Source organism: Denitrificimonas caeni DSM 24390 (assembly GCF_000421765.1).
In the GTDB taxonomy this organism is placed as follows: domain Bacteria; phylum Pseudomonadota; class Gammaproteobacteria; order Pseudomonadales; family Pseudomonadaceae; genus Denitrificimonas; species Denitrificimonas caeni.
This window is the reverse complement of record NZ_ATXQ01000009.1, coordinates 70,041-95,713: the sequence shown is the minus strand read 5'-3', so window position 1 is coordinate 95,713 and position 25,673 is coordinate 70,041. Positions and strand designations below refer to the sequence as shown.

The following is a 25,673-nucleotide window of genomic DNA, read 5'->3' as shown; positions in this document are numbered from 1 at the left end:
CATTATCCTATTTTGATTGACGTTCTTTTTGTATCAAAGCATCAGCTACATCGACAGTTTCTTGTAAACCACCAGCCATACCGATATCAAAACGGTATTTACCGTTCACAACAATCGCTGGAACACCACTAATTTGGTAAGCCAGAGCGTGTTTCTTGGCTTTTTCCATTTGGCTTTTAACACTAAAAGAGTTCCAGGTTTTGCTGAACTGCTCTTTATCAACACCTTGGCTGACAACGAAATCAGTAATATCGCTTACTGTTGATAACTTACGACCTGAGTTGTGTAATGCATCAAAAATGCTGTCATGGATTTTGTCTTCGGCTTTCATTGCTTCTAAGGTTAAAAACAGCTGACCATGAACATTCCAAATACCACCGAACATGGCTGGGATGCGTACAAAGTTAACATCTTCAGGCAGTGCTGCAGCCCAAGGATTAATGGTCGACTCTAATTGGTAACAATGCGGGCAGCCATACCAGAACAGCTCCACCACTTCGATTTTTTCTGGCTGTGCAGTTGGCACTGGGCTGGCTAAAGTGATGAAGTTACGACCTTCAACCAACTCTTGCGCAAACACGGTTGAGCCTAATAGGCTGGCGCCTACCAATAAAAAAGACATAACTAAATTGCGCATTCTCAAACTCCAATAAAAAATTAAGCGGTCAGTGATCTTAACTGCATAGTAATAGACCGTTGGGCAGTACGCCAGTTCAGCGTATAAGCACGGTGTGCCATCATCTCGCTATCGGCAGACTCGATCAAACTGAGCTGCATTATAACGAACCTTGCAAGCTGGCGGGTTGAACAATTGTCAGCATGTTATACACGATTGCTTGAGCTTTGCTCAGTCGGCAACAATGATTCGGTTACGGCCTTGGCCTTTGGCCATGTACAACGCATCATCGGCGCGGTTTACCAGTTTCTGTGGATCAGGGTGGCCGCTGTATTGCGCCAGCCCAATACTGATAGTGATTTTTAGTACCAAACCATGGGGCAGGCGAAACTCCTCTTTTTCTATCAAGAGGCGCAATTTTTCCGCTACTTTGGCTGCTTTTTCTGCAGTGATGTCGACCAGCAGCATTAGGAACTCTTCACCGCCTTGGCGGAACACGTAGTCACCGCTACGACAGCCATTACTCAGTAAAACCGCCAGTTGTTGCAAAACAATATCGCCGACTTCATGGCCGTGGCTGTCATTAATGTTCTTAAAGTTATCAACGTCGATCACTAAAATACAAAAATGACGCTTATGCTGACGCGCATAGTTGATTTCCTTACTCAGGACGACCGGTAAAAATTTACGATTGAGCAGGTGGGTGAGCACATCACGACCGCTTTCAAGTTCGTTGACTTGCGCAAACAAAGTGTCCAAGTGGTAGGCAATACTGCGAGCCTGCTCGTGCAGACTACGCAGCAATTGTTGGTGTTGCTCAGGTTGTTGTTGTGCGAGTTTAAACATGGGCAAAATAACCGTATCGATTTGATCAATACTGGCACTGATTAAGCCTGTTTCATCTGCACCTTCAAAGGCATGTGAGCCTTTGTGGCGAAACCATAAGCCAAACTCGGAAGCAGCCAAGGTGCTCAATTGATTAAACTGCAGTCCCATGGCAATGTCGAACATCACTTGGTTTTCCCAATCGAGCAGAGCTGCACGCTGGCGATCTTTTTCATGCGCGGAGTTTTGCGCAATAGAAAATAAACGATAAGACTCTTCTGCGCGGGAGTTTTTATCATTGGATGCCGAGTAAGCTTGGCTCATAACCTCCATCGCCATATCGATCAGCGCAGAAGTAAAAATTAAGCATTCGGCTTGCTCAGCGTGGCCATTTAATAGACGCGCTACGGTTTCTTTTAATACCCGTGCGCCGCGCAAAACCAGATGCACAGGAATATCAATGCGCGCATGCACGTCACCGATATGTTTTTGTTGGGCAATCACCGGGCGTAAATCCTCATCAGCAGTCAAGCTGAACAGAGTGATGATCCAGTTTTGCATCGAGCCACTGAGCCGTTCTTGTACTTGCTCGTTGGATAAAAACTGTGCCGCGTGCGGGTCTTCCAACATGTGCTTGTAGAAGCTTTCGGCGAGCTGTGGAGCATGCTGCTGCGCTAACTGTTGAGCGCAGTGGTAAATGCTCTTTGGCGTGCTCTCAAGCAACACTTGCCATTCTTTAATCAGTTGTTCAGTTGAGATCTGCGTCATAATCGTGAATCTAGTATGATTTTGCCTATGTTCGCAGACTCTGATGCAGATTGGCCAGAATTCTGCGCAATTTAATCCCAGTAAACTAAAAGTTTGCTGCAGTACAGATGGGTTTAAGCGGTTATGGATATAGAACTTGCTCGCACATTTTTAGTGATTGTTCGTTGCGGTAGTTTTATTGCTGCAGCTGAGCAATTGTGTGTGACTCAGACCACAGTCACCGCGCGAGTTAAAAACCTTGAAGCGCAGCTTAATTGTCCACTGTTTGTACGTAACCGCGCCGGCGCTAGCTTGACTGTGCACGGAGAGCACTTTGTCCATTACGCCCATCAACTGCTGCAGACTTGGGAGGCTGCGCGTAACGCTTTGCCTTTTCCCGAGAGCTTACAAGTGCAGGTGCGCTTGGCGGCAGAAACCAGTTTGTGGAATCCGTTACTGAAAGACTGGTTTATGCAGCTGTCTAAACAGCAGACCAGTTATGCAGTGAATGCTAGTGTTTATGATGTCGACACTCTTTGTAAAAAACTAGAAAGCGCTGAGTTGGATGCTGTGCTGATGCATCAGCCGCATTATTGGCCAGGTTTGCAGGTTGAGCAGATCCTTGAAGAGAAGCTGGTGCAAGTGCAATCGGTGCAACAGCCAGATCCTTACATCTATGTCGACTGGGGAGAGTTGTTTCGCCAGCAACATGATGCGGTGCTGCCGGAGCACGCGCACAGTGCTTTGCGTTGTAATCTAGGGCCACTGGCTTTGCATACAATTTTGCAAGAAGGTGGTCGTGGTTATTTTAGAACCCGGGTCGTGGAGCAGCATATTGCTGAAGGCACCTTACAGCGCGTGGCGCATGCGCCAGAATTTTCTTGGCCTGTTTACATTGTCTATGCTGAGTCGCAACCCAGTGAGCCTCTGCAACATGCATTAAGCGTGTTAAAGCAATTAATGCATGAAGATGTTAACTGGCTGCAAACCCAAGATCGCTTGCTCTATTGAACCTGGGAGAGCCAGCCTCGGTAAAGCGCGGCAATTAAATCGGTTTGAGTAATAATCCCAGCCAATTGGCGGTGCTCATCAATCACTGGCATATAGTGTAGGCCGCGATCAGTTAACAAGCTCACCAGTTCCACCAATGGTGTATCAAAATTCACGCTAATTACCGGGGTAGTCATAATGTGTTTAAGACGCTTGTTGCGTAAATAGCGCAGGCGGTGGAAACGGCTGATTGGCGCATCCAGTTCAAAATATTTGAGTAGATCGACCAAGGTGATAATCCCGACTAAACGCCGGTGTTGATCGACCACAGGTAAGGCTTTTAAACGGTGTTCTTTCAAGCGAATCCATGCTTCTTCAATGGGCATTTCCGGATGTCCGGTGCGCAAATCACGGGACATAATCGACACGGCGGTTAAATGCTCAGTGCGACGCTTAAAGGTGTGCTGTTCGGTCAGGCGTAACAAGTCTTCTAAGTCTTCACGGCGCACATCCACGTAGGTACCAAACTCATTCAGGGCTTTATCTAAGTCCTCTTCGTTAAAACCAGTACGCGCAATCGGCAACGGATCAGCAGTGTTATGGATGTTTTTTGGCGCAGGAGTGGCTAAACGCGGATAGGCGGTTCCGGTCAAGTTATTAAAGCCTAGGGCAACACACAGCAATACTAATGTTTGGCTGACCACTGGAATCAGTACGGCAAAACCTAATGCATGCAGATTAGGATTGAGTGTGACTACTAAAGCGACGGCGCAACTGGGCGGGTGCAAGCAGCGTAATGCCAGCATGCTGATAATCGCTAAACTGACAGCGGCTGCTGCTCTAAACCCGGTTTCTTCAAGGTATAAAGCACAGAACACACCAATGACCGCTGATAGAAGATTACCGGCCAAGATCGACCAAGGGTGCGCTAAAGGTGTGGCCGAGGTGACAAACAGCAAGACCGCCGATGCGCCAATGGGTGCGGCCAAGCTCATCGCAATCTGACTACCAAAGAAAAAATGGCTGCATAACACCGATGCCAGTACGCCAAGAAAAGCACCGCTGGCGGCGCGTAACCATTGTTTCGGAGGGATGTTAAGGGACAGCGGGGTAAAGGCTTTAATCCATTGAGCGCGCACGTGCAAGGTTCCAAATAATAGAGCTGATATACAAAAACAACGGCACATAAGGTGCCGTTGTTGAAGGGTTAAGGGGTATGTGAGTAATCCGTTATTACTAGGCCTGCAAAGCAATTTGCTGGGCTAAGTGCTCAGGCAGACAGGCGCGCCCGGTTTCTTGCTCAACACGTTTTGCCGCTTCTGGATCATCGGCAAAAGGCAGCATGGCAGCTTGCTCCATGTCCAACAGACTCATGTGCTTGAAACTCCAGTAGCCTGCCGCGATAAGAACAATGCTTAAGAGAATAGGCATCAGTTACACCTCCGCAGTTTGTGCTTCATTGAGATGCTGTTGGACGGACTGCTGTGCAGGTCGACGCAAGGTCAGCCAGGTATTTACCACCATCAACAGCATGCCGAGAACAAATAATGAGCCGCCAATTAAGCGTGCGATATAGCCGGCATGGGAGGCTTCGAGCACTTCAACAAAGGAGTAAGACAGCGTGCCGTCATCGTTAATCGCACGCCACATTAAACCTTGAGTCAGACCGTTGACCCACATCGCCGCGATGTAAATTACTGTACCTGCGGTAGCCAACCAGAAGTGCACGTTAATCAAACGGGTGCTGTACATTTCAGCATGGTCCCAGAGTTTTGGAATCATGTGATAGAGGCTGCCGAAACTGATCATCGCCACCCAGCCTAAAGCGCCGGCATGCACGTGACCAATGGTCCAGTCGGTGTAGTGCGAGAGAGAGTTGACGGTTTTGATCGCCATCATCGGACCTTCAAAAGTCGACATACCGTAAAAAGCCAGAGCCACGACTAAGAAGCGTAAGATTGGATCGCTGCGTAATTTATGCCAAGCGCCAGACAGGGTCATCATGCCGTTAATCATCCCACCCCAGCTTGGTGCTAGGAGGATAATTGACATCGCCATACCGAGGCTTTGTGCCCAGTCTGGCAGTGCGGTGTAATGCAAATGGTGCGGGCCGGCCCAGATATAGATCGAGATAATCGCCCAGAAGTGCACGATGGATAAACGATAAGAATAAATCGGACGATTGACCTGTTTCGGTACGAAGTAATACATCATACCGAGGAAGCCGACTGACAGAATAAAACCGACTACGCTGTGACCAAACCACCATTGCACCATGGCGTCAGTAGCGCCAGAGTACAGCGGATAGGATTTGAGCAGAGTTACCGGAATCGCTGCGTGGTTAATGATATGCACCATCGCAGTGACAATAATAAACGCCCCATAAAACCAGTTGGCGACATAAATATGTGAGGTTTTACGCTGCAAGATGGTGCCAAAAAACAGCCAGGCATAAGTAACCCAGAGGACCGTCAAGGCAATCGCGAAAGGCCATTCCATCTCTGCATATTCTTTAGTGGTGGTGTAGCCGAGCGCATAACTGATCACTGTGGCAATGAGCATCGCTTGCCAGCCCCAAAAAAACAGGCTAGCGGCAGTGTCAGAGGGCAGACGTGCATAACAGCTGCGCTGGACAATATAAAAAGAAGTGGAGATCAGTGCGCAACCACCAAAAGCGAAAATCACCAAGTTGGTGTGAATCGGACGGATGCGACCAAAACTGGTCCAAGGAAGATTAAAGTTCAGTTCTGGCCAGACCAGTTGGGCGGCGATAAACGCGCCCATACTCATGCCTATCAGCCCCCAAATTAAGGTGGCAATGGTGAATTGGCGAACGACTTTATAGTTGTAGGCTTGAGCCTGCTGAGTTGCAGTGTTCATAATACGTTTAGCGCAGGTGCTCGTGCATTAAGCAAAGAGCTTGAACAGCAACGAGCAACGCCATCCTCCTTAAGTGTTGAAGATGTCTGCTGTGATGAGGCCACAATGATGTGACGCAGCACTCGGCAGTTGACTTAAATCAATAAGTCTATGCTAGGGCGCTGCTTGTTGGTAATCAAATGAATATTATTGAATGTTAATATCATTATTTTTGTATTGGTGGGTTGTTAAAATAAGATTCACGTAGGATTTAAGACGCGATAGCAATCAGTTGACTGGTATCGCTATGTGGTTTGTCAGTTAATAAGCCATCCATACGCCCTTATTTTGTTTTTCGCAGGCAGGCTTAAGGTACCTAGCATCCGTTTCGATGCCGTAATAATGAATATCTTGCTGGTAAGGTACGCCAACAGATTGGGAGTTTCGACAGACACCGAATGCACCTATTGGACATTGCTCAACAAAAGTGACTGTGGTTTTCTGACCTTTTAATTGCGGCTGACAGAAGCCTGTCTTGAATAGCTGTTCAGGAATACTGCGATTTTGCTGGCAGATTTTTATTTGAATGCGTTCGTCTTCTGACTCAATAATGCAGGCTTGAGCAAAAATATTTTGACTGATCAGTAGTAGCAAAAGGGCATAGCAAGCACGCATCGAAAACTCCAAAAGATGTGAAGACACTCTGCCATCTTAACCAAGAGGTCAGGTGGCGTGAAGTGTTACGCATGCTTAATACATTTTTGTTAAGGTGACGCATTCTTTTAGCATTTCCCGAGTGAGTCTTGGCTATGTTGCAGCATATTCCTACCCATGTGATTTCAGGTACTTTGGGCGCAGGTAAAACCAGTGTTTTGCGCAGTTTGCTGGCGCAGCGTCCAGAGCATGAACGCTGGGCTGTATTAATCAATGAGTTTGGTGAGATTGGTCTGGATAGCGCGTTACTCGATGGTGAGCAAGAGGGTGTCAGTTTTACTGAAGTGGCCGGCGGCTGTGTCTGCTGCGTCAATGGCGTGCCGTTTCAAGTGGCTTTGGTGCAACTGCTGCGTAAGGCCAAGCCTGATCGTTTGTTTATTGAGCCATCGGGCTTGGGGCATCCGTTGCAGTTAGTTGAGCAGTTACGCGATGTGCCATGGTTGGATGTGTTGGCGGTACAGCCGTTAGTGCTAGTGCTGGATGGCCAGAAAGTTGCCAGCGATAGCGCATTGGCTAGCATTGAGCCTAACTTGTTGGCGCAAACCGGCTTATTGCTGGTGAATAAGTGCGATGGCATGACTGCTGAGCAAGAGCAACTTTGGCAGCAAGCCGCTGCGCCACTGCCAGTGCTCTGTACGCGTCAAGGTCAGCTTGCTTATCAGATGTTACCAGGCCATCAGCAGCAAGCAGGACAGCCTGCAGTGGATGGTTTTGCGCCAAGTCGTGCCGCTACGGGTGTGCTTTGGAGTGATCCGCAGCAACCGATCTGTTCAGTTAATGCGCAAGCAGATGGCTGGAGCATTGGCTGGCGCTGGCATCCCTCACAACAATTTGAGTTAATGCGCGTACAAATGTGGTTGCTGCAGATGCCTTGGCGGCGAGCTAAGTGCGTGTTACACACGAATGCCGGATGGCTATCGGGGAATGCCTTGGATGGACAAAGTATCCATTGGCAAAACAGTGAATGGCGTAAAGACTCGCGCTTGGAGTTGATTTTTACTGCAGCGCAAGATCAACAGCGTCTAAGCGCCGAGCTAGCCGCTTGCCGTGTGATCCTGTAATTTACCCTGAAAATAATTAGGAACAACTCCCGCATGAACTTACAACCATGGGCATATACCACCTCAGCACAGATCACGTTACGCGGCTGGCACAGTATTCCTTCAGGTAAGCCAGTCTTGCATTTTTTGCATGGTAATGGCCTATGTGGGCGTGTGTATGAGCCGATGCTAGAGCGCTTAAGTGCAGATTTTGATTTATGGCTGTGTGATATTCAAGGGCATGGCGACAGTGATGCCGGTGCGCGTTTTCTGGGTTGGAATCGTAATGCTGAGTTGGCTGTGGAGGCTTTTCAAGCGCAGCGCAGCCAATTTGGCAATGCCTCTGTGTATGCAGTGGGACATAGCTTTGGCGGCGTGTTAACCAGCCTGATTATGGCGCAGCATCCGCAGTTGTTTAAGTGTGCGGTGCTGCTGGATCCGGTGATTTTTACCCCAGGTTTACAAATCTTTATCAAAACCACTGAGCGCCTGCGCTTTAATGGATTTAATGCTCTTGCAAAGAAAACCGCAGTGCGTCGCATGCATTGGCCTGATCGACAGTCTGCTTATGCCAGCTTAACCGGTCGTGGTGCTTTTAAAGGTTGGACAGCAGAAGCGCTGACAGCTTTTGTTGATCATGCTCTGCGCATCGGTGATCAAGATGGCGTACAGTTAAAATGCTCGCCGCAGTTGGAAGCGACTATTTTCAGTTCCGCGCCCAATGCTTTGTGGCGCTCTTTGCGGCAGGTGCAAGCGCCAGTATTGATGATGTATGGCGCGGACACTTTTCCTTTTGTGATTAAGTCCGCCGCGCTGTGGCGCAAGAGCAATAGCAACCTGCTGACTGAACAGGTGGATGGCGGCCATTGTTTTATGCAACAACACCCAGAATCTGCTGCAGCCAGCGTACGAGCGTTCTTACTTACTCAGGATTGATTAAATTGCGCGACTAAATTGCGTAAAGCTTGTTCAGCTTCGAGTACACGCTGTAAAGCCAGTTGCGCTTTATCTGGGCTGAGCCCTAGGCGCTCATACAATGCATCAGGAATAGTATTGTTTGCGATTCTACCAATGTTGTTTTGCGCTAATAACAGTTGTGCCAAACAGGTGAGATTTGCATAGGTAGCGTGTTGCCCCTGATACATAGGGTCGTCTTGATAGCGTAATGCATAGACCAATTCATCAGGGATATTCCAGCACTGCATCAGCCATGCGCCCATCTGTTCGCGAGTAATACCTAGCAAGTGATACTCGACAACGCTATGGCTTAAATGTGAGTTGGCCTCAATCGAGCGGCATACCAATGAAAAATGCGGTGGAAAGACGTGCGCCAATAACGCAAAGCCAAAGTTATGCAGTAAGCCAGCAAGATACGCTAAACCGCTTTCGGGTTTTTTTCCTGCAGGCATCAGGCGCACTAAACCTTCAATGAGCGCTGCTGTATAAATCGCTTGTTGCCAATAGGGCGTGCAATATTGAGGTTTATCTGTTGGTAAAGCTAAGTTTTTCCCCAGTGATAAGCCTAGAGCTAAGTTGATCACTAAATCAAAACCTAAAACTCGGGTAATGGCATCTTCAACTGAGCGTATTTTACCTGGCGCAGCATAATACGGAGATGCGGCCCAACTGATCACCTGGGCGGCCAATGGTGGATCGGTTTCCACGATAGCCGCTAATTCATCAATGTCAGCGAGTGGATCAGTGCGTAAACGTAATACTTTTTTTGCAGTGCTACTCAAGAGCGGTATCTCTAGAGTTTCTTCGAGGCGTTTATGAATCCGACGTTTAGTAAGTGCGATGACTGCCTGTTCAATACCCTGTGCGTCTGCCGCTGCTGGACTGTGGTTAGGATGCTGTAAAGCTACTACCTGACTGCACTCAATTGCTTCTGCTGTTGCGAAGAGTGTTCGTAGTGCGCAAGGTGACAAACCAATAAGTAGATCGACAACACCTGATTCAATATAAGTCATGCTGTTTGATAACAGTTCACTTGCATACAAGCATGGAATATTAAATAGCGTTGGTATTGCGGGTAATGCCTCTAAACTGTAATGACTTAACCAAGGCGACTGAGTGCTGTTGATTAGCGCCTGCCAGTGACCACCGGTTCGTGCATTTAGTTTGGCTAAGTCGAGGATATGATGACGCGGAATGACAACTAAATATTGTTGATTGAGATGTTGCAACACAATGGCATGTGCACGCAACTGTGCATCAACGGAATGGCTTGCGTGGAGACTAAAAGTAATCCCCGCAGACTCTAGTGTGTGAGTAACTGCGCTCGGGATTGGCTCGCGAGCGGTTATAGAATGAGCAGAAAGCATGGCAGTTATCTAAATGGCTCTAATGTGTGGATGAGTATAGCGCTCTTTTAAAAGCTGTTTAAACTTGACCATATTGCTGACCCTGTTTCAGCCAACGCTCTAACAGTGGACTGACATGGTTTGGCCATTGCTCGAGTAACTGGCAAGCAGCATCGCGTACCGCCGGCAACAGTGGTGCGTCACGCATCAAATCTGCCACTTTAAATTGCAGTAAACCAGTTTGCCGGGTGCCAAGCATTTCGCCGGGACCGCGCAGCTCTAAATCTTTTTCAGCAATAATAAAGCCGTCATTGGTTTCACGCATAATCGCCAAACGTTCGCGGCCAATTTGCGACAGCGGTGCATGATAAAGCAGTACGCAGTGACTGGCGGTGCTACCGCGACCCACGCGGCCACGCAGTTGGTGCAATTGCGCGAGACCTAAGCGTTCTGGGTTCTCGATAATCATTAAACTGGCATTGGGCACATCAACGCCCACTTCAATTACCGTGGTGGCAACCAACAGCTGCAATTCGCCACGCTTAAAGCTATCCATCACTGCAGCTTTCTCGGCGGGTTTCATCCGGCCATGAATCAGACCGACTTTTTGTCCGACAAGGGCTAAGGTTAGATCTTCAAAGGTGCTTTCTGCAGCTTGGCAGGTTAGCTCTTCAGACTCTTCAATTAGGGTGCAAACCCAATACGCTTGGCGACCTTCTAAGCAAGCTGCCCGGACCCGTTCAATCACTTCCGGGCGGCGCGTATCACTGAGCACCAAGGTATTGACTGGCGTGCGTCCAGGTGGCAGTTCATCCAGCACTGAAGTGTCGAGATCAGCGTACGCACTCATGGCTAAAGTGCGCGGAATCGGCGTGGCAGTCATAATCAATTGATGCGGACTGTAAACACCATCAACACCTTTCTTGCGTAAAGCTAGACGCTGCTGCACACCAAAGCGGTGCTGCTCATCAATAATCGCCAAAGCCAAGTTGTGGAACTGCACTTCATCTTGAAATAAAGCGTGAGTGCCGACCACCATCGGTACGCCGCTGGCAATCTGCGCTAAAGCACTGGTGCGCGCTTTGCCTTTGAGTTTGCCGGCCAACCAAGCCACTTCAATATTTAGCGGCGCGAGCCATTTGCTGAAGTTGATAAAATGCTGTTCGGCAAGAATTTCTGTCGGTGCCATCAAAGCGACTTGATAACCAGCTTCCAGTGCTTGCAAAGCGGCGAGTGCGGCGACTACGGTTTTACCAGCACCGACATCACCTTGTACCAACCGCAACATGGGTGCGTTTTGGCTCAGATCCCAAGCGATTTCAGCGCCAACCCGTTGCTGCGCGCCGGTTGGGGTAAAGCCCAGATTCTGTAAAAACAGTTGTGGCAGTTTAGTGGCGGGGGGCAATTGGGGAGCGCGCTGCTGACGCAGACTTTCCCGTACACGCTGAATGGACAGTTGGTGGGTAAGCATTTCTTCAAAGGCCAAACGTTGTTGTGCCCAATGTACGCCTTCAGCCAGCTCTTCGAGGTCGGCATCCGGTGGCGGTTGATGCAAATAACGAATCGCCTGATCCAGTGCGCCGAGCTGATATTCGGCAATCATTTCAGGCGGCAACCAATCCGGTAAGCTGCGCGCGTTTAAGTAGCCTAGAGCTTGCACGCACAGATCACGTAAACGTTGTTGGGTCAGGCCTTCGGTGGTTGGGTAAATGGCTGTAAGAGTGGCTTGTAGTGGCTGCTCCTCATTAGGATTGTGTACGCGGTACTCTGGGTGATAAATCTCCAGACCGGTTGCGCCAGGCCGCACTTCGCCATAACAACGCACCTGCACACCTTTTTCTAGGGCGTTTTTTTGCGCCATACTGAAATGGAAAAAACGTAAAGTTAGACCACCGCTACCATCTTGAATCCGCACCAACAAACTACGACGTTTGCCCATCACCACATTAGCCGCCATGACTACGCCTGCCACTACCGCATCTTGGCCGGGACGCAGTGCACCAATTGGCGTGATACGGGTGCGATCTTGATAGCGTGATGGCAAGTGAAACAGCACATCTTGTAAGTTTTCTAAACCGACTTTGGCCAGTTTTTCCGCAACCGCTGGGCCGACACCTTTAAGTACGGTGATCGGGGTGTGCACCAGTAAATCTGTCATGTTTACTGCTCGTCTTGGACTTGTGCAGCATCGCACTGACGAATGGCATCCATCAGTACATCAATGGCTTTAGGGCGCGGAAAGGTGGCGCGCCAAGCAATGGCGACAGTGCGCGTTGGAGCTGGCGCAGTAAAGGGACGTACCGCAATCACGCCTTCAGCATAACGGTGATTGTCCACCGCCGATAATGGCAAGACCGAAACTCCAAGACCCGATGCAACCATGTGACGAATGGTTTCTAAGGAGCTGGCTTCTACCGTGGTGTAACGGTTTTCTGGATTGCCCACCTGCGTGGTTGGACACGCTTCTAAAACTTGATCACGGAAGCAATGGCCCTCGCCTAAGAGCAGTAAGCTTTTATCGTTGAGCATGTTGCTATCGATGCTGTCGCGTTGCGTCCATGGGTGTTCAGCAGGCAACAAGACGCAAAAGGGCTCTTCGTAGGCGATTTTAGTCAGTACATCGGCATCCTGATAAGGCAACGCAATAATGATCACATCCAACTCACCATTGCGCAGTTTGTCGCGCAAAACATGGGTGAAGTTTTCTTCAATGTACAGCGGCATTTCGGGGGCACTGCGGTGCAGTAGTGGAATCATCTGCGGGAATAAATAGGGTCCCACGGTGTAAATGGCACCGACCCGCAAAGGTGCGGTCAGTTGATTCTTGCCGGCTTGAGCTAACTCACGAATGGTTTGTGCTTGCTCCAGCACACGCTGTGCTTGCGCAACAATCGCCTCACCAACTGGCGTGACCCGTACCGCACTTTTGCTGCGCTCAAAAATCAGTACACCTAAATCTTCTTCGAGGTTTTTTACCCCCACTGAAAGTGTTGGCTGGCTGATATGACAGCGTTCAGCTGCGCGACCAAAATGCTGAGTTTGTGCTAAAGCGACGATGTAGCGTAATTCGGTGAGGGTCATAGCCATATTCCATTAGGATTGCCGTTAGCATAGCTGCTACATTAAATTGTGACCAATAATTCTCATGCTTAGCTTAATTTTGGAGTCAATCGGAATGCACAAAGACTTGCGAGTGGTGATGGTCGGCTGCGGTGATATTGGCAGTCGTGTGGCTTTGTTACTTTATCAACAAGGTTGCACAGTGCATGGTTTACGCCGTAATCCGAGCAAATTGCCTGCTGCTATTGTGCCGATTGCCGCCGATCTAAGCGATCCACAATGCCCAGCTGACTGGCCGCAGCAGCCAATTGATTATGTGGTTTATGTGATGGCGGCGCAGAGTATGACCGAGGCCGGCTATCAGCAGGCTTATGTGCAAGGTCAGCAGCATGTGTACAGCTGGCTGGCGCAAAATCAGCAGCAACCCAAGCGGGTGATTTTTGTTTCCAGCACCAGTGTCTATGGTCAGAGCGATGACAGCTGGGTTGATGAGCAATCGCCGACTGAGCCTAAGCGTTGGTCAGGGCAGATTATGCTAGACGCTGAGCAGTACGCGCTGAGTAGCGGCTATCCGGCCACGGTGGTGCGCTTAAGCGGTATTTATGGTCCTGATCGTAATATGCTGATTCGCCAAGTGCGCGATGGCTATCACGCGCCAGACTTGCATCACTTCACCAACCGTATTCATGCCGATGATGCGGCGTCTTTGATTGCTACTGTGGTGCTGGCTGATGCGCAAGGGCAAGCGGTCGAGTCAGTCTATGTTGGTGTGGATGATGCGCCGGTGGAATTAGCCGAAGTGGTGACTTGGTTGCAGCAACAGTTACAGGTCAGCAGTGTGGCTGGCTTAGCGTTGCAGCGCCGCGCGGGCAGCAAGCGTTGCAGTAATGCGCGGGCGCGCGCCTTAGGTTGGACGCCGCAATACAGCAGTTTTCGCGAAGGGTATGCGCTGCAACTGGCCAACCTACAAGATTAGACGCTGCAGCGCGCAGCAAGGCTTAACCTAAATACAATACCGCATCCATTTCCACGCAAGAGTTGCGTGGTAATGAAGCGACACCCACCGCCGCGCGGGCAGGATAAGGCGCGCTAAAGTAACGGCCCATAACTTCGTTGAGTGCGGCAAAGTTGTCCAAGTCAGTTAAAAAAATATTCAGCTTAACGATGTCATTTAATGAGCCACCGGCCGCTTCAGCCACTGCTTTTAAGTTCTCAAACACTTGTACGGTTTGCTGTTCAAAGCCTTCAACCATTTCCATGGTGGTCGGGTTCAGCGGAATCTGCCCAGACAGGTACACAGTGTTTTCAACACGTACTGCTTGTGAGTAAGTGCCAATCGCGGCAGGGGCGTTTTCAGTGCTGATAATGGTCTTGCTCATAAGGTACTCCGTTATTTAGAAAGCCCGCACGCCAGGCCACCACAGCAGCCCAAAGGCGTACGCTATAAAATGGGTTAAGCGCGCATGCGGGTAATACGAGAGACACCAGCAAGGCCGCGTAACTTACGAATAATTCGGGCTAAATGCACGCGATCACGCACGCTAATACCCAGTTGAATGACGCTAATGCGGCCGTCACGCTCATCAACATTGATCTTATCAATGTTGGCATCGGCTTCACTGATGGTGCCAGCCAGTAGGGCGATTAGCCCACGCTGATGGGCCAACTCAATGCGCAGTTCAACATTGAATTCGCTATCAATGTCTTTGGCCCAGGTCAGCGGGATGCATTTTTCAGGGTTGTTGCGCAATTCACTGATATTTTTACAACTGTCACGGTGCACCACCATGCCTTTACCGGCAGATAAATGGCCGACAATTAAGTCGCCAGGAATTGGTGTGCAACAGCGCGCATAGTTGAGGACCAAACCTTCGGTGCCGCGAATCACCAGTGGACCGTCAGTGGCCAATGGATTGGCGGCTGATTCTTCGGTCGACAATAAGCGTCGGGCAATCACGTGAGCGGTACGGTTACCTAGACCAATTTCTTCAAGTAAATCATCGCGCTCGTCTTGATGGTTTTCTTTGAGTAGCGCTTGTAAACGCGCTTCAGAAATATCTTCATAGCGTACGCCAAGATTATCCAAAGCCTTGCTCAGTAAGCGCGCGCCTAAACTGACCGACTCTTCACGGCGTTGTTGTTTCAAAGCATGGCGAATATGGGTGCGTGCTTTACCGGTGACGACAAAATTCAGCCAATTGGGATTAGGCTGGGTATTGGGCGCGCTAATGATTTCAACCGTGGCGCCACTTTCCAGTGCTTGCGAAAGCGGCGCAAGGCGTCGATTCACTCGGCAAGCAATGCAGGTATTGCCCACATCCGTGTGCACGGCATAGGCAAAGTCGACCGGCGTTGAGCCTTTTGGTAGCTCCATGATGCGGCCTTTGGGGGTGAACACATAGACTTCATCAGGGAATAAATCGATTTTTACGTTTTCAATAAATTCCAGCGAGTTACCGGCGTTTTGCTGCAACTCTAATAAGCCTTTAACCCATTGACGCGCGCGCGCGTGGTTATTGCGACGGCCATCTTCTTCGGTTTTGTACAACCAATGCGCAGCAATGCCGTTATTGGCCAGTTCTTCCATTTCTTTGGTGCGGATTTGAATCTCAATCGGCACACCGTGCATACCAAACAAAGTGGTGTGCAGGGATTGGTAACCATTGGCTTTGGGAATCGCAATGTAGTCTTTAAAACGGCCAGGAAAAGGCTTGTAGAGATTATGCACAGCGCCCAATACGCGGTAGCAGGTGTCGACTTTATCGACGACGATGCGAAACGCGTAGACATCCATGATCTCGGCGAACGCTTTGCGCTTGCCACGCATCTTTTGATAAATGCTGTACAGGTGTTTTTCGCGGCCGCTGACTTCCCCAGGTAATCCTTCGCGCTCTAAACAATGAGCGATGGATTCTTGGATCTTTTGCACGATTTCTTTGCGATTGCCCCGTGAGTTTTTAACCGCAGACTGGATGCGTGCAGCACGCATCGGGTACATGGCTTTAAAGCCAAGGTCTTCGAACTCAGCATAAATGCGATTCATCCCCAAGCGATTGGCGATGGGTGCATAAATCTCTAGGGTTTCTTTGGCAATGCGACGGCGTTTTTCTGCATTCAGCGCGCCGAGGGTGCGCATGTTGTGTAAGCGGTCGGCCAACTTCACCAAAATCACGCGAATATCGCGAGCCATGGCCATGGCCATTTTTTGGAAGTTTTCTGCTTGCGCTTCGGCTTTGGTGCCGAACTTCATTTGCGTTAGCTTGCTGACTCCGTCGACCAATTCGGCAACGCTGTCACCAAATTGTGCGACGAGAGCTTCTTTGGGAATACCGGTATCTTCAATGACATCGTGCAACATGGCCGCCATCAAGCTTTGATGGTCCATGTGCATGTCTGCCAAGATGGTGGCTACCGCCAGCGGGTGAGTCACATAATGCTCACCGCTACTACGCAATTGACCATCGTGGGCTTGCTCGGCGTAATAATACGCACGGCGCACCGCATTGACCTGGTCGCTGCTCAGATATGTTGATAATTGCCCAGATAGGCGATCTAAAGCAGGCATCGCTCACCCCCTAATAGCAATTGATCCTTCTTCGTGCAGCAAGCGACCTGCAAACCCATTAGCGAGCGTCGTTGGCGTTGTCGTCAAAAGCTGCAAATAAAGGTTCTTCAACACTGATCGCTTCTTCTGCCGCAATCGTTGTATCTGAGACTAGACCAGCGGCAATTTCCCGTAAGGCCAGAACAGTCGGCTTATCATTTTCCACAGGCACTTTAGGCTCTTTACCACCGGTCGCTAATTGACGCGAACGCTTGGTGGCCAGCATAACTAAAGCAAAACGGTTTTCAACGTTTTCTAGGCAATCTTCAACAGTAACGCGAGCCATGGTATTCCTCACAGAAAAAAACAGCGCCGTAAGTGGCGCATAAACAAATACAGTTTAAAAAATAACCCATAACAAATAAAGCTATAGGCTTAACTAACTGACACAGATGTTCCTATCGTAGCAGGTCGCAGAGGAGTTGTGTGTGACGTTTTTGTTGGCTTTCAAGCCGCAATTGGTTGGCGCGGAAAATCGCTTTTAAATCGTCTAGGGCAGTGGCGAACTGATCGTTGATCACAATGTAGTCATATTCAACGTAATGACTCATTTCAGCGATGGCTTGCTGCATGCGTAAATCGATCACATCGTCAGCATCTTGGCCACGATTATGTAAGCGCTGGCGCAGGTCTTTATGGGTTGGCGGTAAGATAAAAATGGACTTAGCGTCGGGCACCAGCTTGCGTACTTGCTGTGCACCCTGCCAGTCAATTTCCAAAATCAGGTCATAGCCTTTAGCTAAGGTCTGTTTTACCCATGAATGCGAAGTACCGTAGAGGTTGCCAAACACTTCTGCATGCTCGAGAAAATCGCCTTGCTTGAGCATCTCGACAAAATCTTCGCGCGCAGTGAAGTGGTAGTTGACCCCATCAACTTCGCCGGGACGCATTGCACGGGTGGTATATGACACGGAAACCCGCACTTGCGCCATGGTATCGATCAGAGCTTTAACTAAGCTTGTTTTTCCCGCACCGGAAGGGGCAGAGACAATATAAAGCGTGCCAGTAGTGGTCATGCAGTACCTATAAAAAGTCAAAATGCCGCTGCGACAGATCTTGCTGATGCTGCAGAGGTTTCCCTACAGCTCGGCAATTCTGCATGCTAAAGAAGCGACACATCACAAATGAATGCATCTATTCTAACAGTAATTAGCGTGCCGCTTCATCTGCAATTGTTTGACTGTGCGCAGCTCTACTTTTGTCTTACTGCTTGAGCACTATGGCTTGAGTTTTTAACGCTGCTCTCGGCCTGCTCTGCATGCTCAACAAAAATCAGTTGGTCGCGAGCAAATCCCAGCTCTGTGATGCGTTTGAGCAGACGCTGTTGTTGTGCTGCATCAATCTGTGGGGTTCTTGCGAGTAACCACAAATAGGATTTGTTGCTGCTGGTAATCAGCGAGTACTGATAGTTTTCGTCTAAATCAAAAATAATATAGGCGGCATAGAAAGGGCCAAAGAACGATACTTTTAAATAAGCAGTGTGCTGGTTTTCAACAAAATAGGCTTTACCTTCGGCTTCTGCCCATTCTTGTTCGGCTTCTTTAAAGCCACGGTTGATAACCTTGATGCCGCCATCGTCACGCAGGCTGTATTCTGCAGTCACCTGCTGCATGCCACGCTCAAAAGAATGGTCAAGGCGTGCAATTTCGTACCAAGTACCGAGATAACGCTCTGCCTGAAAGTTTTTAACTGGCTCAATGCCTTCAGGAATCGAGACGCAGCCAGATAACAGCAGGATAAAACCGATAAGAAAATAGCGCATGGGTTGGACTCCTCGTCCTGCGGTCTGCAGAACTTTATCTATTTGCTTGATAATAGTTATACAAAAATATCTAGCGTACAAGAATAAATCTATGCATGATGGCTGTGTGTATAAGTATTTGCGCAGTTGTTGACCTTTATTTGGCTGTTTGTACCGTTTAACTGTTAGATCAGACCATGAAAAAAGCCCATTTGCCGGAAAAGACCTGTCCTGTTTGTCTGCGCTCTTTTACCTGGCGCAAAAAGTGGGAAAAAGCATGGCCCGAGGTTAAGTATTGTTCTAAACGCTGTGCAGGACAGCGCTCATTATTAGGTATGCAGCATGACTAAAAGCTATCAGCGCTTACGTTTGATTCTTGGTGATCAACTCAATGCCAGCCACTCTTGGTTCAAAGATAAAGATCCTGACACGCTGTATTTAATTGCCGAATTACAGCAAGAAACCAATTACGTTGTACACCATGTACAAAAAATCTGTGCTTTTTTTGCTGCGATGCAGCAGTTTGCGCAAGCGCTGAACAATGCAGATTTTAATGTTGTGCATTTGACCTTAGATGACACGCAAAGCTTTGTAGACTTACCGAGCCTGCTTGAGCATTTTATTGCACAGCATCAGATTCAGCAGTTTGAGTACCAACTGCCGGACGAATACCGTTTGCGTCAACAGCTGGCTGACTTTACTGCTCAGCTCAGCATTCATAGCCAGAGCTACAGTACTGAGCATTTTTATTTAACTGAGCAAGAGCTGCACAAAAACTTCAGCGCCGGCAAACCACATCGTATGGAAGCGTTTTATCGCAAGATGCGTAAAAACCTGCATATCCTCATGGACGCTGAAGGCAACCCAGAAGGCGGGCAGTGGAATTACGATGCTGATAATCGTAATAAACTAAAAGCCAGTGACTTAGCCTGCGTGCCGCAGCCGTTGCTGTTTAGCAATGATGTCAGCGAGATTCTCGCGCGTCTTGAGCGGCATCAGATCAAAACCATGGGTCGTGCTGCGACATCTTTGCTCTGGCCGGTGAATCGCCAGCAAGCCAAAGAGTTGCTGGATTATTTTTGCCGTTATGGCTTGCCACGCTTTGGTCAGTTTCAAGATGCGATGACCTGTCAGCTCAACCAGCTGGAAGGTGACAATCAGTGGAGTTTGTACCATTCGCGTCTATCCTTTGCGCTCAACAGTAAAATCATCAGCCCTAAATTAGTGGTGGATAAGGTCATCGCGCATTACCGCGCGCAACAACAGCAATTACTCAGCGCCGAGCCACAGATTAATCTGGTTCAGGTAGAAGGCTTTATTCGACAGATTCTCGGTTGGCGTGAGTTTGTCCGCGGGATTTATTGGGCCAATATGCCGGAATACGCAAGCCGCAACGCTTTGTCGGCAACGCGCTCGCTGCCTTCATGGTTCTGGACAGGCACAACCCAAATGAACTGTATGAAGCATGCCATTGAGCAATCCTTGGACTATGCCTACGCCCATCATATTCAGCGTTTAATGATTACCGGTAATTTTTGCTTACTGGCTGGAATTGATCCTGATGAGGTTGATGCTTGGTATTTAGGTGTATATATCGATGCGCTAGAGTGGGTAGAGATGCCCAATACGCGCGGTATGAGCCAGTTTGCTGACGGCGGTATTGTTGGCTCAAAAGCCTATGCTGCCAGCGGTAATTATGTGAAAAAGATGAGTGACTATTGTGGTTCTTGTCACTACCAAGTGGCGAAAACCACTGAAGCGGATGCTTGCCCACTCAATTCGCTGTATTGGCGCTTTATTCATCAACAGCAACAGCTGCTGGGTAATAACCCAAGGAATGCCATGGTGTACGCCAATTGGCAGAAAAAGACCGCTGAGCAACAGCAGGCTATTTTGACTCGAGCAGAGCTGTATTTAAACGCCATTGAACAACTGTAAATGGCCAGTTAACGAGGTAGCGGTTCATCGCTCGAGGGAATGTGAATGCACTCCGGGGTGTCATCGTGTTTGAGGCGACGGCGTAAATAGGCGCCTTCCTTGGTGGCGACTAAGCGTTTAGCTTCAGGCACAAGGATTTGCGCGACAGTGACGTTGTTGATCTGATGATGTTTGATGGTGACTCGCAAAGCAGGCGAGGTGTTGTCGGCAACCAACTGAGTGAGCTGGACACTATCTTGGTGACGGGGATGTAAACCACTGGCGCTGCCATCGTCTTCGACCCCAAGCCACAGTTCTCCACCTTGTGTATTGGCGAGACAGGTCAAAGCTTCAATCAGTTCGCGATCAGGGTAGCCGTTGCGATCGCTTTTAAATTCTACAGTCATGCTTTCTGTTGAGGGAAGAATGATTGGCACGGCATCAACCTTATCTGTCATTGATTGCAGAGAGTGGTTCTAACAGCGGCCAGCTTAGCAAAAACCTAAGCTCGATTGCAGGTGTTGCTGCAAGGCAGTTTTATGTTGCGGCTGCTGTAGGGTATTGGACAGTTTATAAATAATGGTGTGAGGAGCGTGCTGTGAATCAAATTAACCCTAAAAAACTACTGCACAGTAAGTGGACGGCGGTGCATCCAGTCAATAAAGAAAAACACTTCTTGGTCACCGAAATGGAGTTTGATGAAGAGGGCAATGTTATCCATTGCTTGCTGGAGGCGGTGATCTCTAATCGTCAAGCAGCGATTGATTGGCAGGACTTAAAAAACACCGAACACTGGCGTCAAGGTTGGTTGTAGCTTAAGCATTGCAACAGACTGCGCGTCAGAATTGCCATGCTAGTCGCTTGAGTGCAGCCGAGTAATTGGCGATACCGCAAGTCATCGCCCAATGATTGGCTTATTGCGCGGTTAAACCGCCATCGACAATAAACTCTGAGCCTGTCGAGTAGCTGGAGTCATCCGACGCTAAGTAGAGCACGAGACGGCTGACTTCTTCCGGTTGCGCCACACGTCTCAGCGGAATGCTTTTAGCAAAAGCTTCCACCGCCGCCTTAGTGTCGCCTTGCATAATCATGGGTGTAGCAATCACACCTGGGTGCACAGAGTTCACGCGAATACCAAAAGGTGCGCACTCTAAAGCAGCCGCTTTAGTCATCCCACGTACAGCAAATTTAGAATCGGTATAGCCAATCGCACCACCGACCAAACCGTTAATTGATGAAATGTTAATAATTGAACCTTGCTTACTGGCTTGCATCGATGGGATGACCGCCTTCATGCCTAAAAACACTGAGACTTGGTTGATCTCAAGAATACGGCGGTAATCATCTAAAGATGTTTCTAGGATCGATTTGGATTGAGTAATCCCGGCGTTATTAACGAGCACATTGATTGTGCCGAAATACGCTTGCGTGGCGGCAATCACTTGCGTCCAATCGTCTTCGCTGGTGACGTTGTGTTGGATAAATAACGCTTGGTTACCTAACTCTGCGGCGAGGGCTTGGCCTTTTTCGGTGTTGATATCGGTTAACACAACCTTGGCGCCGGCCTCGATGCACATACGTGCATGGGTTGCGCCCATACCTTGTGCTGCGCCGGTGATGATAATAACTTTATCTTGTAAACGAGCCATGAGAACGCCTCTGCGGATATTGGATAACTAGGAGCATAGCAGAGCAGTCATTGGTAAGTAGGAGTAGCTTGCCTAAGATCGCGCTCGTTTAAAAACAATTTATATAGGCGCATGCCGTACCTTGTTCATCCTGCTTTTCCCTCAACGGATCATCCTGGCCCGATTCGGGCGCTGCGCCATCCATGGCTGCGCTGGTCGCAGCACGAACAAGGCACTTATTGATCAATGATGTTGTTGGCGGTTTTTTAAGTACGCCTCCAAAAGTACAAGCCAGACATGCAGGAGCCTGCTTTTACTTGCTTTGATTAAACTGCAATAGTGCCAACAGTAAAAATGATCAACGAGTACTTCGGGGTTGGTGTGATGAGCGAGCCATGGATGGCGTAGCGCCGGAGTTGAACCCTGGATGGGTTCATCGACGGATAAACACCTGCCCCGAAGTACGACATGTACAAAACTTATGTGTCAGCTCTAGCAAAAAGTAAAGTAGCAGAGACGCTATGCGCATGCCGTCCCTAGTGGGTATCGCTATTCCCTCAACGAGGCATCCTGCCTCGATTCGGGCGCTTCGTCATCCATGACTCGCTCGTCGCGACACCCACTAGGTACTCATTGAACCGCGGTGTTGCCTGCAAGTTTGGCGCATGACGCTTTTAAAGCAAATAGTTCGTTATGTGCAGCGGACTGAAACTGCAATAGTGCGAACACTACACATGGTCAATGAGTACTTCGGGGTGAGTGTGGTGAGCGAGCCAAGGATGGCGAGCGCCGGAGTTGAACCCTGGATGGGTTCATCGACGGATGAACACTTACCCCGAAGTACGATATGCACAAAACGTATTTGTCAGTTTCAGCAACAAGCAAAATATCCAGAACGTTATGCGCATGCCGTCCCTTGTGGGTGTCGCTTATCCCTCAACGGGTCCTCCTGACCCGATTCGGGGCTACGCCATCCCTGGTTGCGCTTGTCGCCGCATGAACAAGGCACTCATTGATCAGTGATGTTGTTTGCGAATGGTTAGCACGATTCTAAAGACACAAGCCAAGCATGCAGAAGACTGCTATTGCTCGTCTTTAGCTCGTGACACAATACCTGTAGGCTGATTGCTAATAGAGTTCGCTTGAATGATGAATAAAAGAGGTTGCTATGAAATTAACTGATGCATTAAACCGTCGCTATGCCACTAAGGCCTTTGATGCGACTAAAAAACTACCTGAGGCTGTGGTTGAGCAGTTGTTTGCTCTGCTGCGCTTGAGCCCGTCGAGCACCAATATCCAACCCTGGCATTTTATTGTCGCCAGCACTGAACAAGGCAAAGCGCGCTTAGCCAAAGGCGCTGGTGGTAGCTACAGTTATAACGAAAGTAAGATTCTCAATGCATCGCATGTGGTGCTGTTTTGTGCGCGGACACAAGTGGATGAGGCGCATCTACAAAACGTCCTCGCAGCGGAAGAGCGCGATGGCCGTTTTACCGCCAAGCCAGAAGTAAAAATCGCTGCGCATAACACTCGTTTAGCTTATTTAAATGAACATAAATACATTAAAAAAGACGTGCCGCACTGGTTGGAAAAACAAGTGTATTTGAACATGGGCAGCTTCTTGTTGGGTGCCGCGCTGTTGGAGATTGATGCTGTGCCGCTAGAAGGTCTTGACCAAGCCATTTTGGATGCAGAGTTTGATTTAAACTCATTTGATTTGACTGCGGTGACTGCGGTCGCCTTAGGTTATCGGGCTGACAGCGACTTTAATGCCGGCTTACCGAAGTCGCGTTTAGCGGTCGATGATATTTTTACCCTGATTTAACCAATGCGCATACTCAAAGCACCACAGAGTTACCAAGAAGAGATTCGCAAGAGTCGTTTTCTGGCGCAAGCAGTGCTATTGCCCAGTGCCGAGCAGGCTACAGAGTTGATTGCACAGTTGAGTACGCCCAGTGCATCGCATAATTGTTGGGCCTGGCGCTGTGCTCAGCAGCAGCGCTTTAGCGATGATGGTGAACCTGGCGGCACTGCTGGACGGCCGATCTTAGCCGCAATTGAAAACCAAGAGTTTGATCAAGTGTTGATCGTGGTGACACGTTGGTATGGCGGTATTCAATTGGGTACTGGCGGTTTAGCTCGAGCTTATGGTGGTTGCGCTACACAAGTGTTGCAGTTGGCCGCCAGTGAAGTGTTGGTGCCGCGCATCACTGTAACGGGGCATTGTCCCTACAGTTATTTAGATATTTTCAAAGTGCGGATTGCTGAAGCTGGCGCGCTACTTAACAGTGAAGACTTTGATGCCGAAGGCGCTTGGCTCAATCTGGCGGTACCGGATGCCGAGTTGGCTGGGCTGCTGGAAGCCTTGAGTGAGGCCACCCGCGGCGTCAGCGTTTTGCAAGTATTTGACCCATCCTAGAAACAACAAACCGCCCTAAAGGCGGTTTGTTGTGATCGCTATTGAGCGCTTAACGCCAGCCCGCACGGTCCATTAAGCGAATTGCTTCAGCTTGACGCTTGCCCGCCACTTCGACTGGGATGGTGTCAGCTTTGAACTCGCCCCAAGCCGCCACTTCTTCAGAAGGTGCCACGCCTGGGTTAGCTGGGAACTCTTGGTTTACTCCAGCAAAGATGCTCTGTGCTTCGTCAGTCGTCATCCATTCTAAAAGCTTGCGCGCCTCGTCGGCATGCGGTGCGTATTTGGTAATACCAGCGCCTGACAAGTTGACGTGTACGCCGCGGTCGTCTTGGTTAGGCCAGAACAGTTTTACTTTTAAATCGGGGTTTTGTTTGTGTAAACGACCGAAGTAATAGGTATTGACGATACCCACATCACACTGGCCGGCATTGATCGCTTCGAGCAGCGCGGTGTCATCAGAGAACACATCAGTGGCTAAGTTATTGATCCAGCCTTTAACCAGTTTTTCAGTCTTCTCTGCACCGTGTGTTTCGATCAAGGTTGCAGTCAGTGATTGGTTGTAGACTTTTTTACTGGTACGCAAGCATAGGCGACCGTCCCAGTTTTCATCTGCTAAGGCTTCGTAGGTGCTTAACTCTTTGGGCTCAACACGATCGGTTGAGTAAACAATGGTACGTGCGCGTAACGATAAACCGGTCCAGCCATCGGTGCTCGAACGGTATTGCGCAGGAATGTTAGCTTTAATTTTTTCAGAGTTGAGCGGTTGTAAAATACCCATTTGCTCTGCTTGCCAAAGGTTACCGGCGTCCACGGTGATCAGGATATCCGCTGGAGTGTTAGCGCCTTCAGCCTTTAGACGCGCCATTAGTGGTGCTTCTTTATCAGTAATAAACTTGATGTTTACGCCAGTTTTTGCCGTGTACTTATCAAAAACGGGTTTGATTAATTCGTCGATGCGTGAAGAGTAAACAACGATATCGTCTGCTGCTTGAACATGGCCAGCAACAACGCTGAGTGCGAGCGCGGCAAGAATAGGTTTACGAATCGACATGGCGACCTCTAATTTGTGAAATTATGTAAATGATAGTTACTTGCATTTAGTTTATCAACCAAAATAACTACAGCGCTTGCGACGGATTGTCGCCAAGGCAAGATTAATGCGCATAAGAAAGGGTTGTTGTCGATGTGCGTGAAGACTGTGCAGCAGGCG

26 protein-coding genes are annotated in these 25,673 nt (G+C 49.1%); 9 read left to right on the top strand and 17 right to left on the bottom strand.

Annotated features, from left to right (window positions below; translation table 11 throughout):
- Positions 1–7 precede the first annotated feature (7 nt).
- Together H591_RS0112525 and H591_RS0112520 are read right to left on the bottom strand one after the other, a co-directional pair.
- The gene (locus H591_RS0112525) at positions 8–637 is read right to left on the bottom strand and encodes a thiol:disulfide interchange protein DsbA/DsbL (protein ID WP_022967310.1); all 630 of its coding nucleotides are present in this window, start codon (positions 635–637) and stop codon (positions 8–10) included.
- Positions 638–847: 210 nt separating this feature from the next.
- Positions 848–2,209 carry a diguanylate cyclase gene (locus tag H591_RS0112520; RefSeq protein ID WP_022967308.1) on the bottom strand — a complete coding sequence of 454 codons (1,362 nt, stop codon included), beginning with the start codon at positions 2,207–2,209 and terminating at the stop codon, positions 848–850.
- A gap of 123 nt (positions 2,210–2,332) precedes the next feature.
- Between H591_RS0112520 and H591_RS0112515 the strand changes: the two genes are divergently transcribed.
- Positions 2,333–3,199, top strand: a complete 867-nt coding sequence (locus H591_RS0112515; protein WP_022967307.1) for a LysR family transcriptional regulator — start codon at positions 2,333–2,335, stop codon at positions 3,197–3,199.
- Here the strand turns inward: H591_RS0112515 and H591_RS0112510 are convergent.
- The 4 genes from H591_RS0112510 to H591_RS0112495 all read right to left on the bottom strand — a co-directional run bounded on the left by H591_RS0112510 (position 3,193) and on the right by H591_RS0112495 (position 6,712).
- Positions 3,193–4,317 (bottom strand): HPP family protein, encoded by a 1,125-nt coding sequence (locus H591_RS0112510; protein WP_022967306.1) that lies wholly within the window; start codon positions 4,315–4,317, stop codon positions 3,193–3,195. The genes H591_RS0112515 and H591_RS0112510 overlap by 7 nt on opposite strands.
- Before the next feature lie 97 nt (positions 4,318–4,414).
- Positions 4,415–4,609: a hypothetical protein gene (locus H591_RS15440; protein ID WP_033421136.1), complete on the bottom strand. Its 195-nt coding sequence runs from the start codon at positions 4,607–4,609 to the stop codon at positions 4,415–4,417.
- A gap of 3 nt (positions 4,610–4,612) precedes the next feature.
- Positions 4,613–6,058 carry a cytochrome-c oxidase, cbb3-type subunit I gene (gene ccoN, locus H591_RS0112500; protein WP_033421135.1) on the bottom strand — a complete coding sequence of 482 codons (1,446 nt, stop codon included), beginning with the start codon at positions 6,056–6,058 and terminating at the stop codon, positions 4,613–4,615.
- 300 nt (positions 6,059–6,358) lie between these two features.
- The gene (locus H591_RS0112495) at positions 6,359–6,712 is read right to left on the bottom strand and encodes a hypothetical protein (RefSeq protein WP_022967305.1); all 354 of its coding nucleotides are present in this window, start codon (positions 6,710–6,712) and stop codon (positions 6,359–6,361) included.
- Between the two features lie 134 nt (positions 6,713–6,846).
- On the opposite strand from H591_RS0112495, the gene H591_RS0112490 reads away from it, so the two are divergent.
- Positions 6,847–7,812 carry a CobW family GTP-binding protein gene (locus H591_RS0112490; protein WP_022967304.1) on the top strand — a complete coding sequence of 322 codons (966 nt, stop codon included), beginning with the start codon at positions 6,847–6,849 and terminating at the stop codon, positions 7,810–7,812.
- A gap of 33 nt (positions 7,813–7,845) precedes the next feature.
- Entirely contained in the window at positions 7,846–8,727 is an 882-nt protein-coding gene (locus H591_RS0112485; protein ID WP_022967303.1) for an alpha/beta fold hydrolase, read from the top strand.
- On the opposite strand, the gene H591_RS0112480 is transcribed toward H591_RS0112485, so the two are convergent.
- Genes H591_RS0112480 through H591_RS0112470 form a run of 3 tightly spaced genes read right to left on the bottom strand, consistent with a single transcriptional unit; the run spans position 8,718 to position 13,175 of the window.
- Complete coding sequence (locus tag H591_RS0112480; RefSeq protein WP_022967302.1) at positions 8,718–10,115, bottom strand: aminoacyl-tRNA deacylase and HDOD domain-containing protein; 1,398 nt, start codon at positions 10,113–10,115, stop codon at positions 8,718–8,720. The two genes, H591_RS0112485 and H591_RS0112480, sit on opposite strands and share 10 nt — an antisense overlap.
- Before the next feature lie 58 nt (positions 10,116–10,173).
- Positions 10,174–12,252 (bottom strand): ATP-dependent DNA helicase RecG, encoded by a 2,079-nt coding sequence (recG, locus tag H591_RS0112475; protein WP_022967301.1) that lies wholly within the window; start codon positions 12,250–12,252, stop codon positions 10,174–10,176.
- Positions 12,253–12,254: 2 nt separating this feature from the next.
- Positions 12,255–13,175, bottom strand: a complete 921-nt coding sequence (locus H591_RS0112470; protein WP_022967300.1) for a hydrogen peroxide-inducible genes activator — start codon at positions 13,173–13,175, stop codon at positions 12,255–12,257.
- Positions 13,176–13,269: 94 nt separating this feature from the next.
- Here H591_RS0112470 and H591_RS0112465 point away from each other — a divergent pair, with 94 nt between their 5' ends.
- Positions 13,270–14,130 (top strand): SDR family oxidoreductase, encoded by an 861-nt coding sequence (locus H591_RS0112465; protein ID WP_022967299.1) that lies wholly within the window; start codon positions 13,270–13,272, stop codon positions 14,128–14,130.
- Positions 14,131–14,152: 22 nt separating this feature from the next.
- Here the strand turns inward: H591_RS0112465 and H591_RS0112460 are convergent, their stop codons facing one another.
- The 5 genes from H591_RS0112460 to H591_RS15435 form a co-directional block, all read right to left on the bottom strand.
- Positions 14,153–14,533 (bottom strand): RidA family protein, encoded by a 381-nt coding sequence (locus tag H591_RS0112460; RefSeq protein ID WP_022967298.1) that lies wholly within the window; start codon positions 14,531–14,533, stop codon positions 14,153–14,155.
- Between the two features lie 74 nt (positions 14,534–14,607).
- The gene (gene spoT, locus H591_RS0112455) at positions 14,608–16,719 is read right to left on the bottom strand and encodes a bifunctional GTP diphosphokinase/guanosine-3',5'-bis pyrophosphate 3'-pyrophosphohydrolase (protein WP_022967297.1); all 2,112 of its coding nucleotides are present in this window, start codon (positions 16,717–16,719) and stop codon (positions 14,608–14,610) included.
- 58 nt (positions 16,720–16,777) lie between these two features.
- Complete coding sequence (gene rpoZ / locus H591_RS0112450; RefSeq protein ID WP_022967296.1) at positions 16,778–17,044, bottom strand: DNA-directed RNA polymerase subunit omega; 267 nt, start codon at positions 17,042–17,044, stop codon at positions 16,778–16,780.
- Between the two features lie 112 nt (positions 17,045–17,156).
- On the bottom strand, positions 17,157–17,774 hold the full coding sequence (gene gmk, locus H591_RS0112445; RefSeq protein WP_022967295.1) for a guanylate kinase: 618 nt from the start codon (positions 17,772–17,774) through the stop codon (positions 17,157–17,159).
- Positions 17,775–17,950: 176 nt separating this feature from the next.
- A complete protein-coding gene (locus H591_RS15435; RefSeq protein ID WP_022967294.1) occupies positions 17,951–18,520 on the bottom strand; it encodes a lipocalin family protein in 570 nt (189 codons plus the stop codon).
- Positions 18,521–18,696: 176 nt separating this feature from the next.
- Here H591_RS15435 and H591_RS15910 point away from each other — a divergent pair, with 176 nt between their 5' ends.
- Together H591_RS15910 and H591_RS0112435 are read left to right on the top strand one after the other, a co-directional pair.
- Entirely contained in the window at positions 18,697–18,849 is a 153-nt protein-coding gene (locus H591_RS15910; RefSeq protein WP_022967293.1) for a DUF2256 domain-containing protein, read from the top strand.
- Positions 18,842–20,437 (top strand): cryptochrome/photolyase family protein, encoded by a 1,596-nt coding sequence (locus H591_RS0112435; protein ID WP_022967292.1) that lies wholly within the window; start codon positions 18,842–18,844, stop codon positions 20,435–20,437. The genes H591_RS15910 and H591_RS0112435 overlap by 8 nt, the downstream gene beginning before the upstream one ends.
- A gap of 8 nt (positions 20,438–20,445) precedes the next feature.
- On the opposite strand, the gene H591_RS0112430 is transcribed toward H591_RS0112435, so the two are convergent.
- Complete coding sequence (locus H591_RS0112430; RefSeq protein ID WP_028244415.1) at positions 20,446–20,823, bottom strand: AlbA family DNA-binding domain-containing protein; 378 nt, start codon at positions 20,821–20,823, stop codon at positions 20,446–20,448.
- A gap of 191 nt (positions 20,824–21,014) precedes the next feature.
- On the opposite strand from H591_RS0112430, the gene H591_RS0112425 reads away from it, so the two are divergent.
- On the top strand, positions 21,015–21,230 hold the full coding sequence (locus tag H591_RS0112425; protein WP_022967290.1) for a TIGR02450 family Trp-rich protein: 216 nt from the start codon (positions 21,015–21,017) through the stop codon (positions 21,228–21,230).
- A 100-nt stretch (positions 21,231–21,330) separates the two neighbouring features.
- Here H591_RS0112425 and H591_RS0112420 read toward each other — a convergent pair whose 3' ends face one another.
- Positions 21,331–22,065: a glucose 1-dehydrogenase gene (locus H591_RS0112420; RefSeq protein WP_022967289.1), complete on the bottom strand. Its 735-nt coding sequence runs from the start codon at positions 22,063–22,065 to the stop codon at positions 21,331–21,333.
- Positions 22,066–23,212: 1,147 nt separating this feature from the next.
- Here H591_RS0112420 and H591_RS0112415 point away from each other — a divergent pair.
- Complete coding sequence (locus H591_RS0112415) at positions 23,213–23,869, top strand: oxygen-insensitive NAD(P)H-dependent nitroreductase NfsB (protein WP_022967288.1); 657 nt, start codon at positions 23,213–23,215, stop codon at positions 23,867–23,869.
- 3 nt (positions 23,870–23,872) lie between these two features.
- A complete protein-coding gene (locus H591_RS0112410; RefSeq protein WP_022967287.1) occupies positions 23,873–24,463 on the top strand; it encodes an IMPACT family protein in 591 nt (196 codons plus the stop codon).
- 49 nt (positions 24,464–24,512) lie between these two features.
- On the opposite strand, the gene H591_RS0112405 is transcribed toward H591_RS0112410, so the two are convergent.
- Positions 24,513–25,514 carry an extracellular solute-binding protein gene (locus tag H591_RS0112405; protein WP_022967286.1) on the bottom strand — a complete coding sequence of 334 codons (1,002 nt, stop codon included), beginning with the start codon at positions 25,512–25,514 and terminating at the stop codon, positions 24,513–24,515.
- Positions 25,515–25,673: the final 159 nt, after the last annotated feature.

Excerpts from the sequence above, each read along its gene's own strand:
- H591_RS0112525 (WP_022967310.1), bottom strand. The coding sequence starts at position 637 with ATGCGCAATTTAGTTATGTCTTTTTTATTGGTAGGCGCCAGCCTATTA.
- H591_RS0112520 (WP_022967308.1), bottom strand. The coding sequence starts at position 2,209 with ATGACGCAGATCTCAACTGAACAACTGATTAAAGAATGGCAAGTGTTG.
- H591_RS0112515 (WP_022967307.1), top strand. The coding sequence starts at position 2,333 with ATGGATATAGAACTTGCTCGCACATTTTTAGTGATTGTTCGTTGCGGT.
- H591_RS15440 (WP_033421136.1), bottom strand. The coding sequence starts at position 4,609 with ATGCCTATTCTCTTAAGCATTGTTCTTATCGCGGCAGGCTACTGGAGT.
- ccoN (WP_033421135.1), bottom strand. The coding sequence starts at position 6,058 with ATGAACACTGCAACTCAGCAGGCTCAAGCCTACAACTATAAAGTCGTT.
- H591_RS0112495 (WP_022967305.1), bottom strand. The coding sequence starts at position 6,712 with ATGCGTGCTTGCTATGCCCTTTTGCTACTACTGATCAGTCAAAATATT.
- H591_RS0112490 (WP_022967304.1), top strand. The coding sequence starts at position 6,847 with ATGTTGCAGCATATTCCTACCCATGTGATTTCAGGTACTTTGGGCGCA.
- H591_RS0112485 (WP_022967303.1), top strand. The coding sequence starts at position 7,846 with ATGAACTTACAACCATGGGCATATACCACCTCAGCACAGATCACGTTA.
- H591_RS0112480 (WP_022967302.1), bottom strand. The coding sequence starts at position 10,115 with ATGCTTTCTGCTCATTCTATAACCGCTCGCGAGCCAATCCCGAGCGCA.
- recG (WP_022967301.1), bottom strand. The coding sequence starts at position 12,252 with ATGACAGATTTACTGGTGCACACCCCGATCACCGTACTTAAAGGTGTC.
- H591_RS0112470 (WP_022967300.1), bottom strand. The coding sequence starts at position 13,175 with ATGACCCTCACCGAATTACGCTACATCGTCGCTTTAGCACAAACTCAG.
- H591_RS0112465 (WP_022967299.1), top strand. The coding sequence starts at position 13,270 with ATGCACAAAGACTTGCGAGTGGTGATGGTCGGCTGCGGTGATATTGGC.
- H591_RS0112460 (WP_022967298.1), bottom strand. The coding sequence starts at position 14,533 with ATGAGCAAGACCATTATCAGCACTGAAAACGCCCCTGCCGCGATTGGC.
- spoT (WP_022967297.1), bottom strand. The coding sequence starts at position 16,719 with ATGCCTGCTTTAGATCGCCTATCTGGGCAATTATCAACATATCTGAGC.
- rpoZ (WP_022967296.1), bottom strand. The coding sequence starts at position 17,044 with ATGGCTCGCGTTACTGTTGAAGATTGCCTAGAAAACGTTGAAAACCGT.
- gmk (WP_022967295.1), bottom strand. The coding sequence starts at position 17,774 with ATGACCACTACTGGCACGCTTTATATTGTCTCTGCCCCTTCCGGTGCG.
- H591_RS15435 (WP_022967294.1), bottom strand. The coding sequence starts at position 18,520 with ATGCGCTATTTTCTTATCGGTTTTATCCTGCTGTTATCTGGCTGCGTC.
- H591_RS15910 (WP_022967293.1), top strand. The coding sequence starts at position 18,697 with ATGAAAAAAGCCCATTTGCCGGAAAAGACCTGTCCTGTTTGTCTGCGC.
- H591_RS0112435 (WP_022967292.1), top strand. The coding sequence starts at position 18,842 with ATGACTAAAAGCTATCAGCGCTTACGTTTGATTCTTGGTGATCAACTC.
- H591_RS0112430 (WP_028244415.1), bottom strand. The coding sequence starts at position 20,823 with ATGACTGTAGAATTTAAAAGCGATCGCAACGGCTACCCTGATCGCGAA.
- H591_RS0112420 (WP_022967289.1), bottom strand. The coding sequence starts at position 22,065 with ATGGCTCGTTTACAAGATAAAGTTATTATCATCACCGGCGCAGCACAA.
- H591_RS0112415 (WP_022967288.1), top strand. The coding sequence starts at position 23,213 with ATGAAATTAACTGATGCATTAAACCGTCGCTATGCCACTAAGGCCTTT.
- H591_RS0112410 (WP_022967287.1), top strand. The coding sequence starts at position 23,873 with ATGCGCATACTCAAAGCACCACAGAGTTACCAAGAAGAGATTCGCAAG.
- H591_RS0112405 (WP_022967286.1), bottom strand. The coding sequence starts at position 25,514 with ATGTCGATTCGTAAACCTATTCTTGCCGCGCTCGCACTCAGCGTTGTT.